Annotated in this window: 19 protein-coding genes; 6 read left to right on the forward strand and 13 right to left on the reverse strand. The window is 50.3% G+C overall.

The features are described 5' to 3' along the window. Positions 1-78: 78 nt before the first annotated feature. From B5G04_RS11905 to crcB, 6 genes are all read right to left on the reverse strand, one after another. Positions 79-2,076, reverse strand: coding sequence for a fructose-1,6-bisphosphatase (locus tag B5G04_RS11905; RefSeq protein ID WP_087211328.1), 1,998 nt, complete (start codon positions 2,074-2,076; stop codon positions 79-81). Positions 2,077-2,212: 136 nt separating this feature from the next. Then, positions 2,213-3,874, reverse strand: a complete 1,662-nt coding sequence (locus tag B5G04_RS11910; protein WP_022038937.1) for a putative transporter — start codon at positions 3,872-3,874, stop codon at positions 2,213-2,215. 184 nt (positions 3,875-4,058) lie between these two features. Next, positions 4,059-6,248, reverse strand: a complete 2,190-nt coding sequence (locus tag B5G04_RS11915; RefSeq protein ID WP_022038936.1) for a glutamine synthetase III — start codon at positions 6,246-6,248, stop codon at positions 4,059-4,061. Between the two features lie 51 nt (positions 6,249-6,299). Continuing rightward, positions 6,300-7,529 (reverse strand): LL-diaminopimelate aminotransferase, encoded by a 1,230-nt coding sequence (locus B5G04_RS11920; protein ID WP_087397319.1) that lies wholly within the window; start codon positions 7,527-7,529, stop codon positions 6,300-6,302. 207 nt (positions 7,530-7,736) lie between these two features. After that, complete coding sequence (locus B5G04_RS11925) at positions 7,737-8,546, reverse strand: RNA methyltransferase (protein WP_087397321.1); 810 nt, start codon at positions 8,544-8,546, stop codon at positions 7,737-7,739. A gap of 889 nt (positions 8,547-9,435) precedes the next feature. Next, complete coding sequence (gene crcB / locus B5G04_RS11930) at positions 9,436-9,816, reverse strand: fluoride efflux transporter CrcB (RefSeq protein WP_087397323.1); 381 nt, start codon at positions 9,814-9,816, stop codon at positions 9,436-9,438. A gap of 371 nt (positions 9,817-10,187) precedes the next feature. Between crcB and pheT the strand changes: the two genes are divergently transcribed. From pheT to B5G04_RS11960, 6 genes are all read left to right on the forward strand, one after another. Continuing rightward, the gene (pheT, locus tag B5G04_RS11935) at positions 10,188-12,650 is read left to right on the forward strand and encodes a phenylalanine--tRNA ligase subunit beta (protein ID WP_087397325.1); all 2,463 of its coding nucleotides are present in this window, start codon (positions 10,188-10,190) and stop codon (positions 12,648-12,650) included. A 260-nt stretch (positions 12,651-12,910) separates the two neighbouring features. Next, the gene (locus tag B5G04_RS11940; protein ID WP_022039352.1) at positions 12,911-13,642 is read left to right on the forward strand and encodes a YebC/PmpR family DNA-binding transcriptional regulator; all 732 of its coding nucleotides are present in this window, start codon (positions 12,911-12,913) and stop codon (positions 13,640-13,642) included. Positions 13,643-13,863: 221 nt separating this feature from the next. Further along, positions 13,864-14,109 carry a TIGR03905 family TSCPD domain-containing protein gene (locus B5G04_RS11945; RefSeq protein WP_022039351.1) on the forward strand — a complete coding sequence of 82 codons (246 nt, stop codon included), beginning with the start codon at positions 13,864-13,866 and terminating at the stop codon, positions 14,107-14,109. Positions 14,110-14,113: 4 nt separating this feature from the next. Next, a complete protein-coding gene (locus B5G04_RS11950) occupies positions 14,114-14,683 on the forward strand; it encodes a flavodoxin family protein (protein ID WP_087397327.1) in 570 nt (189 codons plus the stop codon). Positions 14,684-14,867: 184 nt separating this feature from the next. Then, positions 14,868-16,010, forward strand: coding sequence for an ABC transporter substrate-binding protein (locus B5G04_RS11955; RefSeq protein ID WP_087397373.1), 1,143 nt, complete (start codon positions 14,868-14,870; stop codon positions 16,008-16,010). A 4-nt stretch (positions 16,011-16,014) separates the two neighbouring features. Continuing rightward, positions 16,015-17,031, forward strand: a complete 1,017-nt coding sequence (locus tag B5G04_RS11960; protein ID WP_087397329.1) for an iron ABC transporter permease — start codon at positions 16,015-16,017, stop codon at positions 17,029-17,031. Between the two features lie 27 nt (positions 17,032-17,058). Here the strand turns inward: B5G04_RS11960 and B5G04_RS11965 are convergent, their stop codons facing one another. The 7 genes from B5G04_RS11965 to B5G04_RS11995 all read right to left on the reverse strand — a co-directional run bounded on the left by B5G04_RS11965 (position 17,059) and on the right by B5G04_RS11995 (position 25,621). Beyond that, positions 17,059-17,961 carry a DUF4858 domain-containing protein gene (locus B5G04_RS11965; protein WP_087397331.1) on the reverse strand — a complete coding sequence of 301 codons (903 nt, stop codon included), beginning with the start codon at positions 17,959-17,961 and terminating at the stop codon, positions 17,059-17,061. Positions 17,962-17,979: 18 nt separating this feature from the next. After that, positions 17,980-18,492: a C40 family peptidase gene (locus B5G04_RS11970; RefSeq protein WP_087397375.1), complete on the reverse strand. Its 513-nt coding sequence runs from the start codon at positions 18,490-18,492 to the stop codon at positions 17,980-17,982. A 211-nt stretch (positions 18,493-18,703) separates the two neighbouring features. Next, entirely contained in the window at positions 18,704-19,417 is a 714-nt protein-coding gene (locus B5G04_RS11975) for an ABC transporter ATP-binding protein (RefSeq protein WP_022039345.1), read from the reverse strand. A gap of 28 nt (positions 19,418-19,445) precedes the next feature. Then, the gene (locus B5G04_RS11980; RefSeq protein WP_022039344.1) at positions 19,446-20,930 is read right to left on the reverse strand and encodes a DUF5687 family protein; all 1,485 of its coding nucleotides are present in this window, start codon (positions 20,928-20,930) and stop codon (positions 19,446-19,448) included. Positions 20,931-20,942: 12 nt separating this feature from the next. After that, positions 20,943-23,759, reverse strand: coding sequence for a M16 family metallopeptidase (locus tag B5G04_RS11985; RefSeq protein ID WP_087209420.1), 2,817 nt, complete (start codon positions 23,757-23,759; stop codon positions 20,943-20,945). An 83-nt stretch (positions 23,760-23,842) separates the two neighbouring features. Next, positions 23,843-24,790, reverse strand: coding sequence for a thioredoxin-disulfide reductase (gene trxB / locus B5G04_RS11990; RefSeq protein WP_087247406.1), 948 nt, complete (start codon positions 24,788-24,790; stop codon positions 23,843-23,845). 219 nt (positions 24,791-25,009) lie between these two features. Next, positions 25,010-25,621, reverse strand: coding sequence for a LolA-like putative outer membrane lipoprotein chaperone (locus B5G04_RS11995; RefSeq protein ID WP_225226170.1), 612 nt, complete (start codon positions 25,619-25,621; stop codon positions 25,010-25,012). Positions 25,622-25,688 lie beyond the last annotated feature (67 nt).

Below are 25,688 nucleotides of genomic sequence, written 5' to 3' on the forward strand. Positions count from 1 at the left end.
AATTAACAATTAATAATTAATAATTAAGGGGGATGCCGGAATAGTGTTTGATTTTATTCCGGCATCCCCTTGTTTGTTTCAGTCTGCCTTTTCTTTGATGATACCGGTGCGGTATCCCACCAGCAGCTTTTTAAGGTCTTCTATCTGAATACTTAATTCTTTTCCTTTGTCGGTGTCTTTCACCATCATCCGCTTGGCACTCATTTCTACGATTTGAGTGGTCGATTTGATGTCAAGTCCTTCTTCGATGGCTCGCTGGGTGGAGGTGAACGGTTCGTGCTGTACCAGTTGGAATCCGCGCGAGTGGTACACCAGGGTATAGCCTGCAATACCTGTTTCAGGCTGGTAGGCTTTCGAGAATCCTCCGTCTATTACCATCAGTTTTCCGTTCGCCTTGATGGGTTTTTCACCTTTTCCGGCTTTTACCGGTACATGTCCGTTGATGATATGCCGGTGTTCGCCTTCCACACCGAACTCGTCCAGGATCATGTCGCAGATATCTTCGCGGTCGCGTAACTGGTAATAATATCCTTTTGTTTCCACGTGCGTTTCCTTGTCTTCGATAAAGTATCGTTCGAAGGTGGCCATTTTGTCTTTGTCGAAGGCGGGTGAGTCTTTTCCGCACCACAGGTACCAGATGTAATCCAGGGCGAATGCCTTTTCTTCGCTTTCGCTTTCATCGAAATAGGCGGTACGTATCAGTTGTCCCACACGTTTTAAGAGAGCCTGTCCTTTGTAGCTTTCACCTAAAATGTCGATTTCTTTCAAGGTACCGTCGGCATTGAGCGGCATGGAAGCGTGGAACAGCAGGTTCGAGTTGCATACGTTGTACATGCATCCGTAGCGGAAGAGGCATTTCATGTGCTTGCGTAGTTTTTCGCTGCTTGTAAATGATTTGTGCAACTTGTCTACCACATCACGTTCCTCGTCGGTCAGCCGGTAGGGGTCTGATGGGTCTACGGTAGGGAAGAAACTATCGCGTAGCAGATATTCTTTGCCGTTAAGTGTGATGGTGTGTTTCTCGAAGTCGATGTGGTGCAGCAACATGCGGTCTTCCATCCTGAATTCCGGGCGGCGGCGGATGATTTCAGCTTCCAGTTTGAACTGGATGATGCTGATAGCCTTGTGCATTTGTGCTATCAGGCGGATGGTTTTTGCACTGTCTGTATTAAGGGTATCGTCAATCTTTGGTTCGAAGAACGAGCAAGGGTCATCGGCATAAGTATCCATGGCGAATGTGGCGAGAGGCAACAGGTTGATGCCATAGCCGTCTTCCAGCACCGAGAGGTTGCCATAACGCATGGCGAGCCGGAGTACATTGGCGATGTTGCAATCGTTTCCCGATGCGGCGCCCATCCACAAGATGTCGTGGTTTCCCCATTGGATGTCGAAGTTGTGATAGTCGCACAGGGTATCCATGATGATGTGCGGACCTGGTCCGCGGTCGAAGATATCGCCCAGGATGTGAAGCGAGTCGATGGTCAGCCGTTGGATAAGGTTGCTCAATGCCACGATGAAGTCATCGGCACGGTGTGTGTCGATGATGGTACTGATGATGACGTTGATGTATGCCTGCTTGTTGGGGTCCATGCTGCTTTCGTGCAACAATTCTTGTATGATGTAGGAAAATTCTTCGGGCAAGGCCTTGCGCACTTTCGAGCGGGTGTATTTCGATGATACATTCTGGCATACCTTTACCAGCTGGTTCAGGGTGATGACATACCAGTCTTCCAGTTCGGTTTCCACTTCCTTTACCAGTTGCAGTTTCTGTTCGGGATAATAGATAAGTGTGCACAATTCTTTTTTTTCCATTTCGCGCAACGTATTGCCGAAGATTTCGTTCACTTTTCGTTTGATGGCACCCGAAGCATTCCGCAATACGTGTTGGAACGCTTCGTATTCCCCGTGCAAGTCGGCAAGGAAGTGTTCCGTACCTTTGGGAAGGTTCAGAATGGCCTCCAGGTTGATGATTTCGGTGCTGGCAGAGGCTATGGTCGGGAAGTTGTGCGAAAGCAGTTCCAGGTATCGGAGGTCTTGTTGTATCATCTCCGTTGTGATTTGGTTGTAGGATTTCATATCTTCTTCAGGTTAAAAATGATAATCAGCAATTAACAATTAATAATTAATAATTGGCAATTAAAGGAGAACGGGTAAAGCGGTCGTAATTGTTAACTATTAATTGTTAATTATTAATTATTAATTGTATATATGTTCATAAAAACAACATCAGTATCAGTTGGGCGATGATGACACGGGTGAACATCCCCAGCGGATAGACCGTGGCATAGCTCACGGCAGGGTTATCGTTCGGGATGATGTCATTGGCATAGTTCAGTGCCATTGGGTTTGCCATACTTCCACAGAGCATGCCGCAGGTGTTTCCGAAGTCGAGGTGGAAACACCGTAATGCCACCAGTGCCATAATCACTACGGGTACAAAGGTAATAATAAATCCGATACCAACCCATAAAGCACCCTCCGGACGCATCACGGTTTCGAAAAAATGTGCTCCGGCATCCAGTCCAAGGCAGGCAAGATACAGGGAAAGTCCGATGCCACGTAGCATCAGGCTGGCGCTGCGGGTGGTGTAGGTCAGCATGTGCAGGCGTGGGCCATACGAGCCGATGAGGATGCCGGCGACGATTGGTCCTCCTGCCAGTCCCAGCTTGACAGGTGTCGATATGCCCGGGATGGCGATAGGGATGGAGCCGACTATCAGTCCCAGCACGATGCCGATGAAGATAGAAGCCAGATTGGGGTCTTTCAGGGTTTTTACGGTGTTGCCCAATACTTTTTCCACATTCTTGATAGCTGCGGCTTCGCCCACCACGGTCAGGCGGTCGCCCAGTTGTAATACCAGTTCGGGGGTGGCAAGCAGTTGTACACCGCTGCGCAGCACACGGCTGATATTGATGCCATACACGTTGCGCAGGCGGAGCGAACCCAGCTTTTTCCCGTTTATTTCGGGACGGGAAATAACGATGTGTTTCGAGATAAGCTGGCTATCGATGGCATTCCAGTCGATATCCTCCTTGTTCCAGTCCTTCTGTTCTTGTTCGCCGAACAGGATGGTCAGGGCTTCCACGTCTTTTTCGGTGGTCACTACCAGCAGGCGGTCGTTCTCTTGCAGCACCTTGTCGGAAGTGGGAATGCACACCTGTCCGTCGCGCCACAGGCGGGAGATGACAAACTTGGAATAACCCATATGCACCAGTTCGTGGATGCTTTTGCCGAAGATGGCAGGATTGTGTACCTGATAGGTACCGATATAGGTGTGGTTAGGGTCGTCGTGCGGATGCTCTTCCATATCGGAAGGGCGTACGAACAGTTTCCTTACCGCTACGATGGCAAGAATCACTCCTACCACTCCCAGCGGGTAGGTGACGGCACAGCTCAGTGCGGCACCGCTGGTAGGTTCGCCCAGTTGTTTCAATGTTTGTTGTGCAGCTCCCAGTGCCGGTGTGTTTGTGGTGGCTCCGCAAAGGATTCCCACCATGTCCGACATCGAGATGGGGGTGAACAAGGTCAGCACGATTGCCATTATCGTGCCCAGTAAGATGACCCCCAGTCCCAGCAGGTTCAGTTGGCATCCACCCTGGCGTAGGGAACTGAAGAATCCCGGTCCGACCTGCAGCCCCAGTGCATAAACAAATAATACCAGTCCGAAACTTTCGGCATAGTTCAGCATCTGGGGATTGATGGCAAGTCCTGAATGACCGGCAAGGATACCCATGAAAAACACGAATGTCACCCCTAACGAGATGCCGCAAACATGTATTTTCCCCAAGGCAAGCCCTGTGGAGATAATCAGGGAAATGATGATAACCGCCTGTAGGGCAGTCTGCTCAAAAAACAAATCGTATAACCATTCCATTTTGGTCTGTTTTATAGTTGACAAGGTGACTAGGCGACTAGGTACTAGGTGACAAGTTGACTAGGTGACTAGGTACTAGGTGACAAGTTGACTAGGTGACAAGGTTCTGAATAGTTTTGCTAATGGTATCTAGTACCTCGTCACCTAGTACCTCGTCACCTAGTACCTAGTCACCTTAAAGAGATTATCTTACGAATAGCAGTTCACGGTATTTCGGGAGCGTCCACATCTGGTCGTCCACAATCAGTTCCAGCTTGTCGATGTGGTAGCGTATCTGCTCCAGCATGGGGGCGATGGTATCGTGATAGGCGATAGCCTTTTCGCGTTCGCCGGTGATTTTGTTTGCTACTTTGCGGGCTTCCACCATTGCGTCCACGTGCTCCTTGATGTATCCGGTGTGTTCGGCTATCTGTTTGATGATGGCGATGTTTTCGGATGAGAGGCGGGTGGCTTCGTCGGCATCGAAGAGCGACTTCATCTTATAGGCATTGTCTATCAGTTTGGTCTGGTATTCGATGGCGACGGGCACCACGTGGTTCATCACCAGATCGCCCAACACGCGTGCCTCAATCTGTATTTTCTTGGTGTACATTTCCCATTTCACTTCGTTGCGTGCCGCCAGCTCCTTACGGTTCATCACGCCGGTCGATTCGAACATCCGGATGGTTTCCGGTTTCAGGTAATTATCGAAGATGAGCGGGCAGCTGGTTTCGCAATCCAGTCCGCGGCGTGCCGCTTCGGCTTTCCATTCTTCGCTGTAGCCGTTGCCGTCAAAACGGATGGGCTTGCACTCCTTGATGTAGCGGCGCACCACCTCGATGATGGCGGAGATTTTCGGTTCGCCGTCTTCTATCAGTTTGTCTACGTCTTTTTTGAATTGGATGAGCTGCTCTGCCACGGCGGTGTTCAGGGCAATCATTGCGCTGGCACAGTTGGCTTCCGAGCCCGGTGCACGGAATTCGAAGCGGTTGCCGGTGAAGGCAAACGGCGAGGTGCGGTTACGGTCGGTATTGTCGATGAGCAGTTCGGGGATTTGCGGGATATCCAGGCGCATGCTCTGTTTGTCGCCCAGGGCTATCAGGTCGCTGTTGGTACTTTCTTCCAGGTGGTCGAGCACCTTGCTCAGTTGTGTGCCGAGGAAGGAGGAGATGATTGCCGGAGGTGCTTCGTGTGCTCCCAGGCGATGCGCGTTGGTAGCGCTCATGATAGAGGCTTTCAGCAAGCCGTTGTGGTGATATACCGCCATCAGCGTATTGACGATGAAGGTGATGAAGCGCAGGTTTTCTTCGGGAGTTTTGCCCGGAGCCATCAGCAATGTGCCGTTGTCGGCACCCAGCGACCAGTTGTTGTGCTTGCCAGAGCCGTTAATGCCCTTGAAGGGTTTTTCGTGGAGCAGCACGCGGAAACCATGGTTGCGTGCCACTTTGCGCATCAGCGACATAATGAGCATGTTATGGTCTACGGCGAGGTTGCATTCCTCATAGATGGGAGCCAGCTCGAACTGGTTGGGAGCCACCTCGTTGTGGCGGGTCTTGACGGGGATGCCCAGTTCCAGTGCCTGGATTTCGAGGTCTTTCATGAAAGCGGCCACGCGGGGCGGGATGGCACCGAAATAGTGGTCTTCCAGCTGCTGGTTCTTCGAAGCCTCGTGGCCCATCAGGGTGCGGCCGGTCAGCAGCAAGTCAGGGCGTGCGGCATACAGTCCTTCGTCTACCAGGAAGTATTCCTGCTCCCAGCCCAGGTAGGTGATGATTTTTCTCACCGAAGGGTCGAAGTAGTGCATGACATCCAGTGCCGATTTGTTGACCGCCTGTATAGATTTCAGAAGCGGTGCCTTGTAGTCGAGCGACTCGCCCGTATAGGCGATGAAGACGGTGGGGATGCACAAGGTGTCGCCTACCACGAAAACTGGCGACGAGGGGTCCCAGGCGCTATATCCGCGGGCTTCGAACGTGTTACGCACGCCTCCGTTGGGGAACGATGAGCCGTCGGCTTCCTGCTGTACCAGTAGTTTGCCCGAAAATTCTTCCAGCATGCCGCCTTTGCCGTCGTGTTCCACGAAGGCGTCGTGCTTTTCCGCCGTACCTTCGGTCAGGGGCTGGAACCAGTGCGTGTAGTGGGTGACACCCAGCTCGATGGCCCATTTCTTCATTCCTGCCGCCACCTCGTCGGCGATGCTGCGGTCGAGCGCCGCACCGTTGTCGATGACGTCTGTCAGTTTGGCATACACCTTGCTGGGCAGGTACTTGAACATCTTTTCACGGTTGAACACGTATTTGCCGAAATATTCGCTGGGGCGTTCCGATGGAGGGACCACTTCGACCGGCTTTTTATGAAAAGCTTTTTCTACTACTCTGAATCTTAGTTTTGACATAATAATTACCTCTGTTGTTTCTTGTTTATGTTCTGTTTGATGAAATTCCGGTTACAGGCATCTGCACAGGCGTTGCATCGCCTCTTGGATGCGTTCTTTTTCGCCGAAGGCGGTCAGTCTCAGGTAGCCTTCCCCGCTTGGGCCGAAACCTACCCCCGGAGTGGTCACCACCTGCGCTTCGTACAGTAGTTTTTCGAAGAACTTCCACGATGACATTCCGTCGGGAGCTTTGACCCACAGGTAGGGCGCGTCTTCGCCTCCGGTGTTTTTCAGCCCGATGCTGGTAAGTGCATGCTTCATGATGCGGGCGTTGTTCATGTAATATTGGATATGGGCTTTTACCTGTTCTTTTCCTTCGGGGGTATAGATGGCTTCCGCTCCACGCTGGGTGATGTAGGAGGTGCCGTTGAATACCGTTTCCTGGTGCCGTTTCCACAGGGGGCCCAGGGGGATGCGTTTCCCTGCCAGTGTGCCTCCGGTCACTTCTTTCGGGATAACCGTGTAGCCACATCTCACACCTGTAAAACCGGCTGTTTTCGAAAAGCTGCGCATCTCGATAGCTACTTTGCGTGCTCCCTTTATCTCATAGATGGAGTGAGGGATGCCGGCGTGTTGGATATAGGCTTCGTAGGCACCGTCGAAGATGATGAGGGTATCGTTTTCGAGGGCGTAGTTCACCCATTTTTTCAGTTCGGATTTGTCCAGCACGGTACCGGTAGGGTTGTTCGGGTAGCATAAGTAAATAATATCGACACGATGGTCGGGGATGGGAGGGATGAAATTGTTTTCTGGCAGGCAGGGCATATAAATTACATTGCTCCATTTCCCTCCCGCCAAAAGCTCGCCTGCGCGTCCGCACGATACGTTCGAGTCGATGTAGGCAGGATAGATAGGGTCGGTCACTCCGATGCTGTTGTCGTGGCGAAGGATGTCGCCGATGTGTCCTGTGTCGCTTTTGCTCCCGTCGTTCACAAAGATTTCGCTGCGTTCCAGATGCACGCCGCGTGGCGCATAATCGTGTTTGATGATGGCATCGATAAGGAACGGGTATCCTTCTTCGGGCCCGTAGCCGCGGAAGGTGGCGGCGTGTGCCAGTTCGTCGACAGCGCGGTGCATTGCCTCGGTGCACGCCTGTGGAAGGGGCAGGGTGACATCTCCTGTACCCAGCCGGATAAGGTCGGCTTTGGGATGGGTCACCTTGAACAAGTTGACTTTCTTTTCCAGGTCGGAGAAGAAGTAGTTGTTCGGCAATTTCAGGAAATGTTCGTTTACCAGTGCCATATTCGATATGTGTTGAAGTTTATGCGTTAGTCTGTTTCCGGTGCAAAGGTACGAAAATTTGCCGGTATTGCAGGGTAAAGAGGACTTCTTTTTTTATATCCCGCACAGCTTCTAAATCATTTAAAGTGTGAGCTGCGAAAATCTGCGTTTCAAAATCGCAAAATCGTATATTGTAAATCGTAAATTGTAAATCGCCAAATCGTAAATTCAAATCGTCCGCAGCTCCCAGAACGCTACGGCGGATGCTGCCGCCACGTTGAGCGAGTCCACCCCGTGCGCCATCGGGATGCGCACCGTGTAGTCGGCTTCGGCGATGGTGGCGTGCGGAAGCCCGTCGCCTTCGGTGCCCATCACCAGTGCCAGCCGCGGCTCTTGCTTGAGGGTAGGCGTGTCGAGCGGGACGGAGTCGTCCGAGAGTGCCAGGGCGGCGGTGCGGAAGCCCAGGCGGTGCAGGGCGGCGAGGGGAGCGTCGGCCCACGTCCACGGAATGAGGAACACCGAACCCATCGAGACACGCACGGCACGGCGGTTCAGCGGGTCGCACGAGTCGGGGGTGAGCAGCACCCCGTCGATGCCCAATGCGGCGGCAGAGCGGAAGATGGCACCGATGTTGGTCGTGTCGGTCACCCCGTGAATCACCACGATGCGCCGTGCCCCGCCGCATACTTCTTCCACGCTTTTCACCGGCGGCCGGCGCATGGCGCAGAGCACGCCGCGTGTCAGGGTATAGCCCGTAAGCCGGGCGAGCAGCTCGCGTCCGCCGGTGTAGACGGGTATGTCCGGGCATCGGGCAAGGATGTCGGCGGCGTCGCCCGCAAGGTGCTTCCGCTCGCACAGCAGCGCCAGCGGCTCGTAGCCCGCGTCCAGCGCCACGCGGATTACTTTCGGGCTTTCGGCGATGAACACGCCCTTCTCCGGTTCCAGCCGGTTGCGCAGTTGTGCCTCGGTCAGTGCGCCGAACAGCTCCACCCCCTGCTGCTCCAGCGACGTGATTTCGATGATTCGTTCCTTCTCCATAATTTGTTTTTTGTGTAGGGGCGTATCGCATACGCCCTGAAAACATCCACGTGGATTAGTTGACGCATTCGGGCGTATGCGATACGCCCCTACAAGGCAATTCAAAACTTGTCAACTGGTACCTTGTTACCTATAAAAGCCTTGTTGCCTATAATGTTCCTCCCTCTCTCCTCTGCAAAGGTAAGAAATCTTTTTCATGTGGCAATGGATTTGGAACAGGTGGGCGTAAAAATCTGTTAACTGATTATCGTTTTTCTATCTATATTGCTGAAAATGAGAATTATATAAGATGTGAAAATGTTATTTCTATGCTTGTATTATCGTGACAATGACAAATGACAAATGACAATTAACAAAGTGATGTAACGCACCACGAAGAAGAAAAGAGAATTGTAAATTAAATTATATTATATATATTATAATATATATATAATATAATTTATAATGTCGCTCACCTGCCATTAAGGCATTTTCTGGAAAAAGTTAATTGTCATTTGTCATTTGTCATTGTCATCATTATGCTTATATCTTGCATATATCACGCATCTATATGCAAAGCCCGGTATATATAGCTTCGCGCGCCTGTGCAAATAGTTACATCTCAGCGGTTTAAGTATAACTTGCCAAAAAAAATAATTGCCGATTGTCAAATTTCCATTGTCCATTGCCTAATATCCATTGCCAATTGAAAAATTTTTCGTATCTTTGTGGAGTGAATCCTCCCTCACTATTCCCCTCTCCATACCGACATACGTGCCGTGGGGTGTCATTTCGATTTACACCCCTCCCGCGCAAGGAGATGATGTGGTTTGAAACCACTTCGTCTCTGAGACGAGGTAATTTCAAATTACCCTGTCCCGTGGGATGACCTCGGTTGAAACGAGGTTGTCTATGCGTGGGCTTTCCCTATCCACCCTCCGGCAAGTGCCGCGGCGATGCCTGCCGCCACGCTGGCAAGGGTGTAGAGCGCGAAGGCGGCGTAATGCCCCTGGCGGAGCAGGGTCAGGCTCTCTTGGCTGAAGGTGGAGAAGGTGGTGAACCCTCCGCAAAGCCCTGTGGTGAGGAAAAGCCGTGTCTCGTCGGAGAAGCCGAAGCGGGCGGAGAGGGCGTAGAACAGCCCGATGAGGAAACTTCCCGCCACGTTGACGCCGAGCGTAGCCCACGGGAAGAAAAGGGGAGGGATGCGCCCGTTCATCACCGCCTGCACCCCGAAGCGCATTACGCTCCCGATGCCGCCTCCCAAGAATATGGTTATCAATACGTTGGACATGTTGTTTATTTACGGTTTTATTATTTACGGTTTTTTTGAAACGCGGATTCACGCGGATTTCCGCAGATTGTATTTTTTATTCATGTAGGGATGTTTGCGTGAATCAGCGTTCCGCGCATCCGTTTTCGGGGCGCAAAGGTACAAAAATATAGGCCTTTTTCCGGTGGATTTGAATGAAAAAAGCGGCGCAAATGAAAATAGTCTGCGGAAATCCGCGTGAATCTGCGTTTCAGAAAATAGGTTTCCGCATCTTCTTGTGCACCGTAAAAACCGAATATTTTCGTTGATGTCCTTAAAATTTGTATGGTTTTTCATAGATTTATTGTAACTTTGCGCATCAAAAACAAGGAAAACATCAAAACATACTTAATATGAATATTTCGTATAACTGGCTAAAAGAATACGTCAACTTCGACTTGACCCCCGAACAGGTGGCGGCGGCGCTTACCTCTATCGGGCTGGAAACAGGCGAAGTGGAAGAAGTCCAGTCGATTAAAGGAGGGCTGGAAGGCTTGGTCATCGGAAAAGTGCTGACCTGCGAGCCGCATCCCAATTCCGACCACATGCACATTACGACGGTCGACTTGGGGCAGGGCGACCCCGTGCAGATTGTATGCGGGGCGTCGAACGTAGCCGCAGGGCAAAAGGTGGTGGTAGCTACCTTGGGCACCAAGCTGTATGACGGAGACGAGTGTTTCACCATAAAGAAATCGAAACTCCGGGGCGTGGAATCGAACGGCATGATTTGTGCCGAAGACGAAATCGGCATCGGAACCAGCCACGAGGGCATTATCGTGCTGCCCGATGACGTGGTGCCGGGCACGCTTGCCAAGGATTACTACAACGTGAAGAGCGACTACGTGCTGGAGGTGGACATCACGCCCAACCGCGCGGATGCCTGCTCGCACTACGGCGTGGCGCGCGACCTGTACGCCTGGCTCGTGCAGAACGGGCATGAGGCGGAACTGAAACGCCCTTCGGTAGAGGCGTTTGCGGTAGACAATCACGACCTGGACATCGACGTGGTGGTAGAGAACACCGAGGCTTGCCCGCGCTATGCCGGCGTGGTGGTAAAGAACGTCACGGTGAAGGAAAGCCCCGAATGGCTCCAGGCGAAGCTGAAAGCCATCGGCTTGCGCCCGATTAACAACATTGTGGACATCACCAACTACATCCTGCACGCTTACGGCCAGCCGATGCACTGCTTCGACGCCGACAAGATAAAGGGTGGCAAGATTGTGGTGAAGACCGTGGCGGAAGGCACTCCGTTTGTGACGCTGGACGGCGTGGAACACAAGCTTTCGGACCGCGACCTGATGATATGCAACGCCGAAGAGCCGATGTGTATCGCGGGCGTGTTCGGCGGACTCGATTCGGGCACTACCGAAGAGACCCGCAACGTGTTCTTCGAAAGCGCTTATTTCCATCCTACGTGGGTGCGCAAGACCGCACGCCGCCAAGGGCTGAGCACCGATTCTTCGTTCCGTTTCGAACGGGGCATCGACCCGAACGGCGTGATTTATGCCCTGAAAGAGGCGGCTATCCTGGCGAAAGAGCTTGCGGGAGGTGAAATCGCTTGTGAAATCAAGGATAACTATCCCAGCCCGATAGCCGGCTTCCCGGTAGAGCTTCCGTATGCGTATGTCCGTTCGCTGATTGGCAAGGAAATCCCTGCCGAGGTGATAAAGCGCATCGTTTCGAGCCTGGAAATGGAAATCACGGGCGAGACCGGAGAAGGGCTTTCGCTGGTGGTGCCTCCTTACCGTGTGGACGTGCAGCGTCCGTGCGACGTGGTGGAAGACATCCTGCGCATCTACGGATACAACAATGTGGAAATCCCCACTTCGGTAAAGGCGTGCCTGAGCGTGGAAGGAGCCGAAGACAAGTCGGTGAAGCTCCAGAACCTCGTGTCGGAGCAGCTGGTGGGATGCGGGTTCAACGAAATCCTGAACAACTCGCTCACCTCCGCTTCGTATTACGAAGGGCTGGAAACGTATAAGCCCGAAAACCTGGTGCGGCTGATGAATCCGTTGAGCAACGACCTGAACGTATTGCGCGGCACCCTTCTGTTCGGCGGGCTGGAAAGCATCGAGCACAACGCCAACCGCAAGAATGCCGACCTGAAGTTCTTCGAGTTCGGCAATTGCTATCATTATAATGCCGGAAAGCGGAACCCTGAAAAAGCGCTCGCGCCTTACTCCGAAGAACTGCACATGGGCTTGTGGGTGACCGGCAAGCGGGTAAGCAACTCGTGGGCGCACGCCGATGAGGACTCGTCGGTGTACGAGCTGAAGGCATACGTGCTGAACATCCTGCGCCGTCTGGGCGTGAACTTCGGCGCGCTGGTGTTCGGCACCTTGAGCGATGACATCTATGCCGCCGCCCTGTCGGTGCATACCCGTGGCGGAAAGTTGCTGGCTACGCTCGGCATCCTGCACAAGAAGCTCCTGAAGATGTTCGATATCGAGAACGACGTGTATTATGCCGACCTGAACTGGAGGGAGCTGATGAAGGCGGTCAAGAACAACGCGGTGACTTACAAGGACATTTCCAAGTATCCTGCCGTGAAGCGCGACCTGGCGCTCTTGCTCGACAAGCAGGTGCAATTTGCCGAAATCGAGAAAATCGCCTACGAGACCGACAAGAAACTCTTGAAACGCGTAGAGCTTTTCGATGTGTACGAAGGCAAGAACCTCGAAGCCGGAAAGAAGAGTTACGCGGTGAGCTTCACCCTGCAGGACGAAAACGCCACGCTGAACGACAAGCAGATAGACAAGCTGATGAACAAGCTGGTGCAGAACCTGGAAACAAAGCTGGGAGCGAAATTGAGATAAATTTTTTAGGTAACAAGTTGACAAGGTGACAAGTTGACAAGGTTCTGAATACTTATACTTCTCGCGCATTAATTTGTGTATTTTGTATATGCCATGTAGTAGAGACGATGTGCACATCGTCTCTACAGAAACGGTACGAAATGTTCAAGGAAGTGTACAAATTCATACCGTGCAGGGTATAGAACTATCTAAACCCAGTCCCCTAGTCCCTAGTTACCTAGTCCCTTAAAAAAATAACAACATTTAAAATATATAATCCAATGGGAAGAGCGTTTGAATATAGAAAAGCTACAAAACTGAAAAGATGGGGCCACATGGCCAAAACATTTACTCGTCTGGGAAAACAAATCGCCATTGCCGTAAAGGCGGGCGGACCGGAACCCGAAAACAACCCGACCTTGCGTTCGGTCATCGCTACCTGCAAGCGTGAGAACATGCCGAAAGACAACATCGAGCGTGCCATCAAAAACGCGATGGGCAAGGACCAGAGCGAGTACAAGGGAATGACTTACGAAGGATACGGCCCGCACGGGGTGGCTATCTTCGTCGATACGTTGACCGACAATACGACCCGTACCGTTGCCGATGTGCGTTCGGTATTCAACAAGTTCGGCGGAAACTTGGGTACGACCGGTTCGCTGGCTTTCTTGTTCGACCACAAGTGTGTGTTCACTTTCAAGAAGAAAGACGGGCTGGATATGGAAGAACTGATTCTCGACCTCATCGATTACGATGTAGACGATGAATACGATGAAGACCCCGAAGAAGGCACTATCACGATTTATGGTGACCCGAAGAGCTATGCTGCCATCCAGAAGCATTTGGAAGAGTGCGGGTTCGAGGATGTAGGAGGTGAATTTACTTATATTCCGAACGACCTGAAGGATGTGACTCCCGAACAGCGCGAAACCATCAACAAAATGGTGGAACGCCTGGAAGAGTTCGACGATGTGCAGACGGTATATACCAATATGAAGCCCGAAGAAGAATGATTTTTTTCACCACAGATTACACGGATTGTTTAATTAGTAGATGTTGAGAATTAGTTGATTAATGTGTCGGCTCAGAAACGCAGATTAACGCAGATTTTCGCGGATTATTATTCTAATATTTGTTCTTAATCTGCGCTAATCTGCGGAAATCTGTGTTTCTGATAATATCATTTAATTTTGCACACTTACTTAGAATAATCTTTATTAGGAGAAGCTGGATTATGAGAATTGATTATCAGACGGAGGGCACTTGCAGTACGCGCATCGAGGTAGAAGTGGAAGACGGAATCGTGAAAGACGTGCGCTATACCGGGGGATGCAACGGTAATCTGCAAGGCATCAGTGCCCTGGTGAAAGGGATGCCCGTGAGCGAAGTGATAGCCCGGCTGGAAGGTATCCGGTGCGGTTCGAAACCCACTTCATGTCCCGACCAGTTGTGCAAGGCGTTGCGTACGGTAAAAGCATAGTTGTATGAACGTGCTGATACTCAATGCCAGTCCCCGCCCGAAGGGGAACATATCCCGTATGTTGGGCGTGATGGAAGAAGAAGCCGTAAAGGCAGGGATGCAGGTCATGTCGGTCCGTGTTTCCGATTTGCATGTCGCGCCTTGTAAGGGATGCATGGTGTGTCGCACAAAGCAGGCATGCGTACTGCCTGAAGACGATGCCCAGCGTGTGCTCCAGCTCATCGGAGCATGCGATGTACTGGTTATCGGGGCTCCTTGCTATTGGGGCAATATGCCAGGTACGCTGAAGGTGTTGTTCGACCGGCTGGTGTATGGGATGATGGGCGAGAGTCTGCAAGGTATTCCCCAGCCTTTGCACAAGGGTAAACGGGCTATGCTGCTCAGCACGTGCACCACTCCTTTTCCATTTAATGTTTTTTTCCGCCAGAGCCGTGGCACCATTCGTGCATTGCGCGAAATCCTCCGTTGGAGTGGCTTTAAGATCAGCGCCACGCTCGAAGTGGGAGGCACCAAAAAACATCCTGTAAGCGGGAAAACATTGGAACGTTTCCGCCGGATGATCCGGAAGTTATAAATAGAATGAATGCCGGCATTTAGCCGGCAAGGAGTAAAAAGGGAGTTATTTTAAGGAGTTAAAAGGAGTTAGAAGCCAATACTTTTGTTCATGGAAGTCCTAGCAGGACTATTTGCCTTTAACTCCTGCCGAAGGCATACCTCCTTCTAACTTCTTCTATCTACTGTATATGATGAATAAGAAAATGAAGAAACAATGGTGGGTGAACCTGTCTTTGTGGATTATCGCATGCACATTCCTGCTTTCGGCTTGCGGTGGAAGGCGGTATATGCAAGCGCAGCTATCCGAGGAAGGCGATACCTTGCAGATGGCATACGCGCGCTATCTTACCGTTGTGAAGCATGAGATGTTTACGCAAGTTACGGTGCGCAATCCTTGGGATTCTACGCGTATCCTGCACACCTATCTGCTGGTGGACAAGCATCGGGTATTGCCCGAAGGATTGCCCGAGGGCACGGTGGTGCGTATTCCTTTAGAGCGGATGCTGGTTTATTCGTCGGTGCATTGCAGCTTGTTCGGAGAATTGCAGGCACTGGATGCGGTGAGTGGAGTGTGCGACTTGTCGTATATCCGTATGCCTCAAATTCATGAGCGTGTGCGTGCCGGCAGGGTGGCGGATGTAGGGAGCAGTATGAGTCCCGACGTTGAGCGGGTTATTGCCTTGCATCCCGACGGTATCTTGCTTTCACCTTTCGAGAATGGTTCATACGGGCGTATCGGGCAACTGGATGTCCCGTTGATAGAATGTGCCGACTATATGGAGACCTCACCGTTGGGACGTGCCGAATGGATGCGTTTTTATGGGATGCTGGTGGGGAAGGAGCAGGAAGCCGATTCTTTGTTTTCACAGGTAGAGTGGGAGTATGAGGCTTTGCGGCGGTCGGTGGAACAGGTGGAAGAGAAGCCTCTGGTGTTTGCCGAGTTGAAGCAAGGCTCGGCATGGTATGTGCCGGGAGGCAAGAGTACGACCGGTCAGCTCTATGCCGATGCCGGTGCGCGTTATGTATTCGGCTATATCAGCGAGAGTGGTTCGGTACCCTTGTCGTTCGAAACCGTGTACGACCGTGCCCGCCATGCTGATTTCTGGCTCATTAAGTATAACCAGTCGCACGACAAGACCTATGCCGGGCTGGAGCAGGACTATCGGCCATACACGGGTTTTGATGCGTTCCGCCGGAAGACGGTTTACGGATGCAATACCGGGCGCATACCGTATTATGAAGAGTCTCCTTTCCATCCCGAATATGTGCTGAAAGACCTGATAGCCGTTTTTCATCCCGGCTTGTTTCCGGATTACCAGCCGCGTTATTTCACGCCCCTTGAATAAACGTATGAAGAAGAGCACTCTCTATGTCGTGTTACTTGCCGCATCGGTGTTGGCGTTGGCGGTGGCATCCGTTTATGTAGGTTCGGTCCCGATTCCTTCCTCTGCCGTTACCTCTATCCTGCTGGGGGATACTTCTGCCGATGCAGGGTGGAGTTTTATCGTATGGGAGTCGCGTGTGCCTCAATGTATCACCGCTTTGCTTTGTGGTGCCGCATTGGCGGTATCTGGATTGATTTTGCAGACCGTGTTCAATAATCCGCTTGCCGATTCATCGGTCTTGGGCATCAGTTCCGGAGCCAGTTTGGGGGTAGCATTGGTATTGTTGGCAGGCGGCGGGAGTATTGTGGCAGGTCAGTTTGTGCTTTCGGGTTTTCTTTCGATGGTGGCGGGTGCTTTTGTGGGGGCAATGGTGGTGATGTCGACTGTACTTTTTCTTTCGGTGCTGGTGCGTAGCAATGTGATGTTGCTCATCGCAGGCATAATGATAGGCTATCTGGCATCGTCTGCCATTTCTTTGCTGAATTTCTTTGCTACCGATGAAGGGGTGCATTCTTTTGTTATTTGGGGATTGGGAAGTTTTGGCGGTGTGTCTTCGGTCCAGTTGCCCGCTTTTTCGTTCATAGCCCTTATGGGCTTGCTGGCCGCCTTGTTGATGGTGAAACCCTTGAATGCATTGTTGTTAGGTCCCCGTTATGCTGAAAATTTAGGTATTCGTGTACGCCGTGTCCGGGGTATATTACTGGTGATAGCCGGTTTGCTTACGGCGGTGGTCACGGCATTTTGCGGTCCTATCGCTTTCATCGGGCTTGCCGTTCCTCATGTGGCGCGTATGTTATTGGGTACGTCTAATCACCGCTCTCTTCTTCCTGTGACCTTGCTGGCGGGATGTGCCGTGGCGCTTTTGTGCAACTTGCTTTGCCTTTTGCCTGGCGAGCGTGGCATTCTTCCTTTGGGTGCCGTCACTCCTGTGCTGGGTGCGCCTGTCATTCTTTATGTCTTGGTTCGTTGGCGTAAAGGCTAGCCGGTTATTTCCTTCCTTGAAATCGCATTATTCCTGACGTTCGCGCAAACGTCGGTTTTGTTTTTCTATGTCGTACGAATTTCCTCGTATTTTATCTTTGCGGAAATACTCCTGCCGGCGTATGGAGTCTTCTCTTTGTCGCTGGCGGATGTATTTGGAAAACCGGTCTGTATCGGGAGTTTGTGCAGGTGTGGCTGCTTTCGGAAGGGTATCCGCCTGAACTGTGTGTGTAAGGGTATCGCTGTCTGCCGGTGCATAGACGGGTAGTAAGCGGTAATAAGTAGGAAATTTCAGGCTGTCCTCACGTGTAGGGCGATAATTCTTGTAGGTTTTCCAGGCATTGGCATGTTTACGGTTGTGTTTCAGCATCCGTCCGTGAGGTGTAAGGTTGTTGTATATGAATCCGATGAAATCTAATCCTCCGATAACAACTCCGGCACCTAAAGAGCCTCCGACACGTCCGGAAGCACGGTCGTACATCATGCCCGTCCCTGGCGCAAGACTTTGCCCGTATTCTTCCGGCGAAACGGCACCTGGGTTGAGCTCCCAGTGGATGGTCCATTTTTTGGGGCGTCCCAGTACCAGCACATCATACACGGGGTCCTCGCCAAAGCGTGTCCATATGGTATAAGGTTCGGCACGGATGTATCCTGTGGGTTTCTTTACTTTCGTAGTGTCGATAAGGCTTCGCGGTATGCGCAGGTCTTTCTTAAATTCCATCCAGGGTTGGTTCATCGGATGTGTTTTCAGTTCTTCTTGCGGTTTTTCGATGCCGCTAAAGTCAAACTGTATCATCCGTACCGCTTCTTCATTCAGGCGGATTTCTTTATTCTTTTCCTGCGTTTGGGCAGCCAGAGGAAATGCCGCACTTGATAAGAGTATGACAAGAGTCAGTACTTTCCACTTGATGTTCCATTCTTCGTTCCTCATTTTCGCTTTTTTGTTTTTTCAACGTACTCTTCCTCCCTGCATCCAGCATTTCTGGTAATACGGTTCATCCAGTGTGCTTACAATAACTCCTTGGCTGGAGCTGGTATGGATGAATCGGTTGTTTTTCAGGTAAATGCCTACATGGGTGGCGCGATGTTTATTGCGTCCGTTGTGGAAGAATACCAAGTCTCCTTCACGCAGTTTTCCTTTGCGTATTTTGTGGCAGTTTTCTTTGCGTTGTTCGTCCGAGTTCCGTTCCAGCCGTTTGCGGTATACCTTGCGGTAAATGTTGTAGGTTAGTCCCGAACAATCTACTCCCCTTCGCGAAGTCCCTCCCGACCGGTAAGGTACGCCTATCCATTTTGAGGCTTCCACGTACAAGGAATGGTTGTCATCCATTGCGATATCCATATCCAGCCGGATGGCTGCTTGTGCCAGTTCGCGATAATTGTAGTGTGGAGCGCGTGTGCCGCATGCGGACAGGAGGATGAGCAGGATTGCTCCGATGAGTATATGGATATGTTTGGTCATGTTTCCTTTATTTATTGGGAAACAAATGTAATGAAAATACAAATACAGAGACGTGGAAGGCTCGGTTTTTTCGAGTAATAATAACTAATTATAGTAGAATAAAACGGAATCGTAACACTATTTTGGAATAGAAAGCATACCAGTATTCTCTCTGCAAAAGAAGTTTATCCTTTTCCGATAGGGTAGCCTTCTTTTACAGAGAGCATGTTGTTTATTCCTGTGTCTCGATTTCAAAATAGTTTTCCAGTTCCTGCTTGGCTTCATCATTGATGGGAGTAATGTCGCGGATGATTTTTCCGTGTTCCAGCAGGGCGATGCGGGTACTGATTTCGATGGTGTGTGTCAGGTTGTGGCTTGATACGAGGATGATGGCTCCTGTTTCCTGGTTGTAGGTATGGAGCAGGTGTTTCAATGCCGATTGTGAACTGGGGTCGAGAAAATTAAAGGGTTCGTCCAGTATCAGGAGTTGCGGTTGGTTGAGCAATGCGGCAAGGATGCCCACTTTTTGCTTGTTGCCCGCCGAGAGGTTCCGGATAAGTTTCTTCTGTCCCAGTATTTCTCCGTTCATAAAGCGTTCGTAGGGTACCAGACGCTGGTCTACGGTTGTCTTGTCAAGGTTACACATCTTGCCCACAAAGTAGAAATATTCTTCGGGCGTGAGGTAATCGATAAGGAAACTTTCGTCCATATAGGCACCGGTTGTGTCTTTCCATGCTTCGCTTTGGTTCACTTCGGTTTCACCGATGTAAACATTTCCTTCGTCTGCTTTCAGCAGGTCCAGGATAAGCCGGAAGAGAGTGGTTTTTCCGGCTCCATTGTTGCCCACCAGTCCGAGGATTTCTCCGCTGTGTATGGTATAGTCGTCTACGTCAAGCACGGTACGCTTGCCATATATTTTCTTCAGATGGTTGATTGTTATATCCATTTTATGAGTTTGAAGTTTTCTGATTGTTTTATCTTGTATTCCTGAATCCTTCCATGTTCCGGTAGCGCCGTGCCATGAATCGTATGTAGATGTTGCGTATCCAGTGAGGGTGGGTAACAAATCCGATTATGCCCATGGTGCACATCACAATGTAACTTGTCGTTGCCCCCAATGCCAGTTCCAGTCCTTTATAGATAACCAGTGGCAGGGTGAACGAAGCGACCAGTATAACGGTCTGATAGGCATTGTTGCCTTGGCGTTTGCCCATCAGTCCCATATTGAGAGGGGCCGTCTTGTCATTGTACACCGCCATTTGCATCACACCGGGGAAGATGACGCCTGCTGTAAAAATCAGGTAAGTCACCGACATGAGCAAGGAGATGCTTCCTCTGAATACCGGTATCAGGCAACATACAAAGGGGATGATAAGAAGGGCACATTGTACGTAGTATTTGGCACAAAGCATATTATAAATACTTTCCCGGCGAACCATCAGCCCGTCGATGTAGTTCCCTTCTATTGCCATCGTCTGTATCAGGGTAGAAAGTCCCATTACGCAATAACAATACAGGCAAATAAAATCGTTCATGAGTCCGTCTCCATATACTTCGAAAGTCAGTGCCAGTGCAAAGAGCACCGTCAGTATGGTGAAACTCCAGAACTGGCTTCGGGGGGTCTTGTTCCGGACGAGCATCTTCAGTTCGAGCCGGATATAATCGCCTACATTTCCGTAACGGTCAAGGAAGCTATAGTCGCTGATGTGTTTGAGGCGGGTATCTTCTACGCGGGAAAGTTCGTTGTAAATAAGGTGTAGCTGCACTTTGCGGTTAAGCATACCCAGCATACCTGCCAGTATCAGGGCGCCGATGAAGGCAAGCGGATTCCACAGGATAAAGGCTTCACCTAAATTCATCGTGAAAGTGCTTACCCAGTGTGTGCCGGGTAAGAACTCAAGTAGGGCAAAGATGCCATAAACAGGCAGGCACCAGCAGATGTAGACAAATTTCTGACGCTTCAATACCCGGATGAGCATGCTCCAATAGCTGTTTGCCACGGTGAGCAGCCAAATGCCGAAAGCATATCCCAGCACTCCTGCCAGTCCGTAGAAACGGGTGACGCTAAGCAGGGCAAAGGGGATGAACAAGAAGAGCCAGAACAGATTGAACGGGTTGGCGGCTTCTCGCAGAAGGAGTGCGGCCATCACTTTCTTTTTGGGTATAGGAAGCAGGAGGAAGGGCTTGATTTCCTGTACTGGAGTAGGGAACAGAAACCTTATCAGAAAATCGAGGACCAAGACAATGAGCAAACCTTTGTTCAAGATGTGATAAGGTTCCATGTTGGGAAAACTGTCGGAAAAAGCAGCGGGCAGCAATACCCCGAAGAAAACGAGGTATGCTGCCCAAAATGCAATTCCGATATAAATCATTACTTTGGCGAAGCGGTTTTTCTCGAACATCGGATTCCGCTTTTCGTCAAGTTTCTGTATGCGTCGGATATCGGAGTAGAGTGACATAGGCATCCGGTTTTAATTGGTATCGCCCGAAGTCATGCTCACTTCGATGCGGTTCTTTTGTGCCATTAATGTCTTGGCAAATTGCTGGAGGTCGGCATTTGTGATGCCATTCACCAGGTCGGTATATCCGGTGCGTCCGTCCATGCCTTCCCACAGGCTTCCGTAGAGCAGGCTCATCCAGTATCCGTTTTCTTTCTGGTTGGCTTCGTAGGTTTTCAGCATGTATTCTTTTACTTTAGCCAGGTCTTCAGCTTTAGGGCCTCCGGCTATAAATTCTTCGATGCCTTTGTCTATAAGCTGGCTCATGTCGGCACGCTTAGTCGGGTCGGTATCAAAAAAGATTTGTAGCGTGGCTTCTTCCTTCGGATATTTGCTGAGGTTGCCTTGTACGCTTACGCCATACGATGCTCCTGCTTCTTCGCGCACGGTCTCGGTATATTTCATTGTAAGCAGTTGCGAGAGCATACTCATCATCAGTTTATTCTTCAGGGTATATTCGCATGTGCCGCTTTCTACGATAATAACGGTTGCTTTTTGGGTTTGCAGGTCTTTGTGGAAGATGTTTTTCCACTCTCCCTTGCGGATGTCCAGCTTCGGGTCACGGAAGTTTTCCTTACGTCCCGTCGATGGCAAACCACCCAGATAAGTCTCGATGAGTGGAGTAGCGGTAGCAGGATCGATGTTGCCCACGAAAATGAAGGTAAAGTCGCTTGCATCCTTGAATCGGTCGCGATACATTTCCATTACTTTCCCGTAGTCTATCTGGTCTACCTTGTCGGCCTTGATGCGTGCGGCACGAGGATTATCACCATATAACACTTTGGTAATTGTGTCACTCAACGCCGTGTTCGGGTTTGCTTCCTGATTGGCAAGTTGAGCTTTCAGCCGGTTCTTGAATGATTCGAAAGCTGCCTGGTCGGTGCGTGGAGCGGTGAACGACAGGTAGGTGAGCTGAAGCATTGTCTCAAGGTCTTTCGGGGCACAACTTCCGTTTACGGCTTCGGTCAGGGTACGTACAGATGCTGATGCCGAAGCTACTTTTCCCGCCAATATTTTTTGGAGGTCGATGGCACTGAAGTTGCCCAGACCGCCCAAAGATACGACTTCATCGAGTACGGCGTATTGCAGGGCATCCTCATCATCGAATAGGGAGTTTCCTCCAGCACTGAACGATTGCATCCGGATTTCATCTGCCTTGAAATTGGTAGGCTTCAATACCACGCGTACTCCGTTGCTTAATGTGAGAATTGTTGATTCAAACGGTCCTTTTTCTGTATTTGTCACTTTGCCTCCAGTCGGTTTTTCTTTCATCAGTGGCTCGTCAGAAGTCTTGTCGACATAAGGTTCCAGTTTTTCAGCATTTACTTCTGCCAGTACCTTGCGGATACTTTCCTCGGTGGGATATTTCATTCCTTCCTTGTCTGGGCAGAACAGGCATACTACCCGGTTGGTGTCGCTTACCTGTTGCTGGTAGAGTTGGTTCACACTTTCCAAGGGGATGTTGGGTACCAACTGGTTCATCATTGTGTATTTATATTCTACACTGGGGATAGGCTCTCCATCAATAAAATTAGATACGTATTGGGCTACGAACTGATTGTTTTTCATTTTATCGCGTTCGTTGTACACGTTTTCCAGATTGCTCAGGTAATCGGCTTTTGCCCGTGCATATTCACTGGCGGTGAATCCGAATCGGTGTGCGCGTTCGATTTCTCGCATCAGAGCTTTCAGTCCGCTTTCTATTCCATCTTCTTTACAGATGGCAACACCCGTAAATGCCCGTTTTGTCTTGGCAAGGATAAAGTCCATGTCTTGCGCTCCGGCATTGATGAAGGGTGGGGTAGCAGTGAGTAGAAGTTCTTGCAAGCGGGCGTTCAGCATGTGGCTGATGGCATAGTCCATAAATGAATAGGCAAGGTATCCTACGGTGTTCTTCATTTCTGCAGGGAAAGGTTCATGTTTGTGGAATACCATGACTTGGTTGATTTCCTGTTCCTTGTCTTTGTTGATGGACACGATGGTTTCTTTATTGTCGGGCACTGGATAATGTACTCGTTCTGCGGGGTTGGCAGGCATTTGGATGGGACCGAACAGGTTCTTGATTTTCTGTTCTATCTGGTCTACGTTCACGTCACCTACTACGATAATGCCTTGTTGGTCGGGGCGGTACCATTTTTCATAATAGTCGCGCAACGCCTGATAAGGGAAATTGTCTACAACTTCCATCGTTCCGATAGGCAGGCGATAGGCATATTTGCTTCCTGCAAAGATGGTAGGGAAAGCGGTTTCGTACATACGCATCATGGCTCCGGTACGTGTACGCCATTCTTCGTGGATGACTCCGCGTTCTTTATCTATTTCTTTAGGGTCGAGAGTGAGGTCGTCTGCCCAGTCGTGCAGGATAAGGAGGCACGAATCGATGATGCCTTCACGGATGACAGGTACATCGTTGATGTTATATACCGTTTCATCGATGGAGGTGTAAGCATTCAGGTTGACACCGAATTTTACACCGATGGATTCCAGGTATTCGCGTAGTGAGTTTCCCGGAAAGTTCTTGGTGCCATTGAAGCACATATGTTCAAGGAAGTGTGCCAGTCCGCGCTGGTTGTCTTCTTCCAAAATCGAACCTACTTTTTGTGCAATGTAGAAGTCTGCCTGTTTTTCGGGCAGTTCATTATGACGGATGTAGTAAGTCAGTCCGTTTTCCAGCTTACCTGTTCTTACATCAGGGTCGGTGGGAATAGGCGGCATTTGTTGTGAAAATGCTGTAGCCGCACTTCCTATCAGGAAAGCGGCAATCAGTGTCTTTCTGTAAAAGTTCTTCATTGTGGTAAGTTTTTATGAGTTTGCCACAGATTACACAGATGCCTTCTGGTGGTTTTCCTATGTAATCTGTGGTGAAAAAAGCATCAAAGCAAGCCGTTTGCCGAAAGGTATCGTTCGGTTTCTATGGCGGCTTTGCATCCGCTTCCGGCCGCAGTGATGGCTTGCCGGTAATGGGGATCGGCAACATCACCGGCGGCGAACACGCCCGGCACACCTGTGCGTGGTGTTCCTGCTTCGGTCAGGATATATCCTGTTTCGTCAGTTTTTATCCATGGTTTGAAGATGTCCGAATTCGGTTTGTGACCGATGGCAAGGAAAAATCCGTCGATAGGTACATCGTAACGCTCTTCATCGGGTTCTCCCATGCGTTTTACTACGTGCATTCCTTCCACACCGTTTTCACCATACAGACCTATGGCATTGTGTTCGAACAGCACTTGGATGTTAGGATGATTCAACACACGTTCTTGCATAATCTTGGAAGCGCGTAAATAAGGTTTGCGTACTACCAGATAGACTTGTTTCGCCAGTCCGGCAAGGTAGATAGCCTCTTCACAGGCGGTATCGCCTCCTCCTACTACGGCTACGGTCTTTTTCCGGTAGAAAAAGCCGTCGCATGTGGCGCAGGCGCTTACCCCCATGCCTGCATATTTCTTTTCGTCTTCCAGTCCCAGATATTTAGCGGTAGCTCCGGTGGCGATGATGGCGGTATCGGCGGTGATTTCTTTTTCATCATCTGTCCAGAAGTGGTAAGGAGCCTGGCTTAAGTCTGCTTTGACGATGATACCAGAGCGGATGTCTGCCCCAAAACGGGCTGCTTGCCGGCGCAGGTCATCCATCAGTACCGGTCCGGTCACTCCTTCGGGATAACCCGGAAAGTTTTCCACTTCAGTCGTAATGGTGAGTTGTCCTCCGGGTTGGATTCCTTCGTAAAGTACCGGTGCGATGTTGGCGCGTCCGGCATAGATAGCTGCCGTATATCCGGCGGGTCCTGATCCGATAATCAGGCATTTTACATGTTCTGTTGTCATATTCTTTTGATTGGTTTAATGAGATTATTCAATTCTTTTAATGAAACAAAGATAGTGTATTTTGCCGAAGTGACCAAACAATCTAAAAAACTGTTTCGTATGGACACGGAACTATATGGATTAAGCTATGCATTCAGCTACATGCGCCGGTGCATATATATGCGTTTCCTTCCTTAAGAGTCTTGATTATTGGTTGTGCAGGGTGTGGAAACAGTTTTTTCATCGCATGTCAATTACTTCCGCCTGTGGGTATTTTTTCGCATCGAAACGGAATGTGTCGTTGGTATAGGACATTCCGGTCTGATAGTCGAGTATGCGGAATTCTTGGGTTTGTCCACTGGCCAGTTTGACGGTGATATAGAGAGGCTGATAGTTTTCGGAAAGGAAAAGCACTACCGATTCGATATCACCTTTTTGGCGGGGGGTAAGGATGATTTCGTTGCCTTCTTTACCTCGTATGGTATGCTTGCCTCCATAGCGGCAATGGAAAAGCCGGTTGTAAGAGTTTATCAAAGCGTATGGATTGATGCTTTGCAGTTCGTCGGGGGAGGGGGTAGAGACGGTCACTTCTTCGTTTTGTTCCACATAACTCCATTGGGTAGTTCCGTCGAACCAGCTTTTTACGCCTCCACATTCCAGGTAGAAACATGTTCCTTTCAGGGCGAGGGTTCCTTGTTGGCTTCCCCCGAACCGGATGCTTATTCCGCCGGATTTCTGGTAAGCAGTGGCGGCTTTGCTTAAGATGGATTGGGCACGGGTGTCTTCGTTGGCTTGCAGGTTTACAGATACCAGTAAGGCTAGCAAGCAGGAGAAAAAGATACGTTTCATCATATTTATGAAGTTTTGGAATACCGCAGGTTGCATGTGCCGGAAAGAACGGTTAGGGCAATCATGCAAT

The organism is Bacteroides sp. An51A, assembly GCF_002161565.1.
Taxonomy (GTDB): domain Bacteria; phylum Bacteroidota; class Bacteroidia; order Bacteroidales; family Bacteroidaceae; genus Phocaeicola; species Phocaeicola intestinalis.

Excerpts from the sequence above, each read along its gene's own strand:
- B5G04_RS11905 (WP_087211328.1), bottom strand. The coding sequence starts at position 2,076 with ATGAAATCCTACAACCAAATCACAACGGAGATGATACAACAAGACCTC.
- B5G04_RS11910 (WP_022038937.1), bottom strand. The coding sequence starts at position 3,874 with ATGGAATGGTTATACGATTTGTTTTTTGAGCAGACTGCCCTACAGGCG.
- B5G04_RS11915 (WP_022038936.1), bottom strand. The coding sequence starts at position 6,248 with ATGTCAAAACTAAGATTCAGAGTAGTAGAAAAAGCTTTTCATAAAAAG.
- B5G04_RS11920 (WP_087397319.1), bottom strand. The coding sequence starts at position 7,529 with ATGGCACTGGTAAACGAACATTTCCTGAAATTGCCGAACAACTACTTC.
- B5G04_RS11925 (WP_087397321.1), bottom strand. The coding sequence starts at position 8,546 with ATGGAGAAGGAACGAATCATCGAAATCACGTCGCTGGAGCAGCAGGGG.
- crcB (WP_087397323.1), bottom strand. The coding sequence starts at position 9,816 with ATGTCCAACGTATTGATAACCATATTCTTGGGAGGCGGCATCGGGAGC.
- pheT (WP_087397325.1), top strand. The coding sequence starts at position 10,188 with ATGAATATTTCGTATAACTGGCTAAAAGAATACGTCAACTTCGACTTG.
- B5G04_RS11940 (WP_022039352.1), top strand. The coding sequence starts at position 12,911 with ATGGGAAGAGCGTTTGAATATAGAAAAGCTACAAAACTGAAAAGATGG.
- B5G04_RS11945 (WP_022039351.1), top strand. The coding sequence starts at position 13,864 with ATGAGAATTGATTATCAGACGGAGGGCACTTGCAGTACGCGCATCGAG.
- B5G04_RS11950 (WP_087397327.1), top strand. The coding sequence starts at position 14,114 with ATGAACGTGCTGATACTCAATGCCAGTCCCCGCCCGAAGGGGAACATA.
- B5G04_RS11955 (WP_087397373.1), top strand. The coding sequence starts at position 14,868 with ATGAAGAAACAATGGTGGGTGAACCTGTCTTTGTGGATTATCGCATGC.
- B5G04_RS11960 (WP_087397329.1), top strand. The coding sequence starts at position 16,015 with ATGAAGAAGAGCACTCTCTATGTCGTGTTACTTGCCGCATCGGTGTTG.
- B5G04_RS11965 (WP_087397331.1), bottom strand. The coding sequence starts at position 17,961 with ATGAGGAACGAAGAATGGAACATCAAGTGGAAAGTACTGACTCTTGTC.
- B5G04_RS11970 (WP_087397375.1), bottom strand. The coding sequence starts at position 18,492 with ATGACCAAACATATCCATATACTCATCGGAGCAATCCTGCTCATCCTC.
- B5G04_RS11975 (WP_022039345.1), bottom strand. The coding sequence starts at position 19,417 with ATGGATATAACAATCAACCATCTGAAGAAAATATATGGCAAGCGTACC.
- B5G04_RS11980 (WP_022039344.1), bottom strand. The coding sequence starts at position 20,930 with ATGTCACTCTACTCCGATATCCGACGCATACAGAAACTTGACGAAAAG.
- B5G04_RS11985 (WP_087209420.1), bottom strand. The coding sequence starts at position 23,759 with ATGAAGAACTTTTACAGAAAGACACTGATTGCCGCTTTCCTGATAGGA.
- trxB (WP_087247406.1), bottom strand. The coding sequence starts at position 24,790 with ATGACAACAGAACATGTAAAATGCCTGATTATCGGATCAGGACCCGCC.
- B5G04_RS11995 (WP_225226170.1), bottom strand. The coding sequence starts at position 25,621 with ATGATGAAACGTATCTTTTTCTCCTGCTTGCTAGCCTTACTGGTATCT.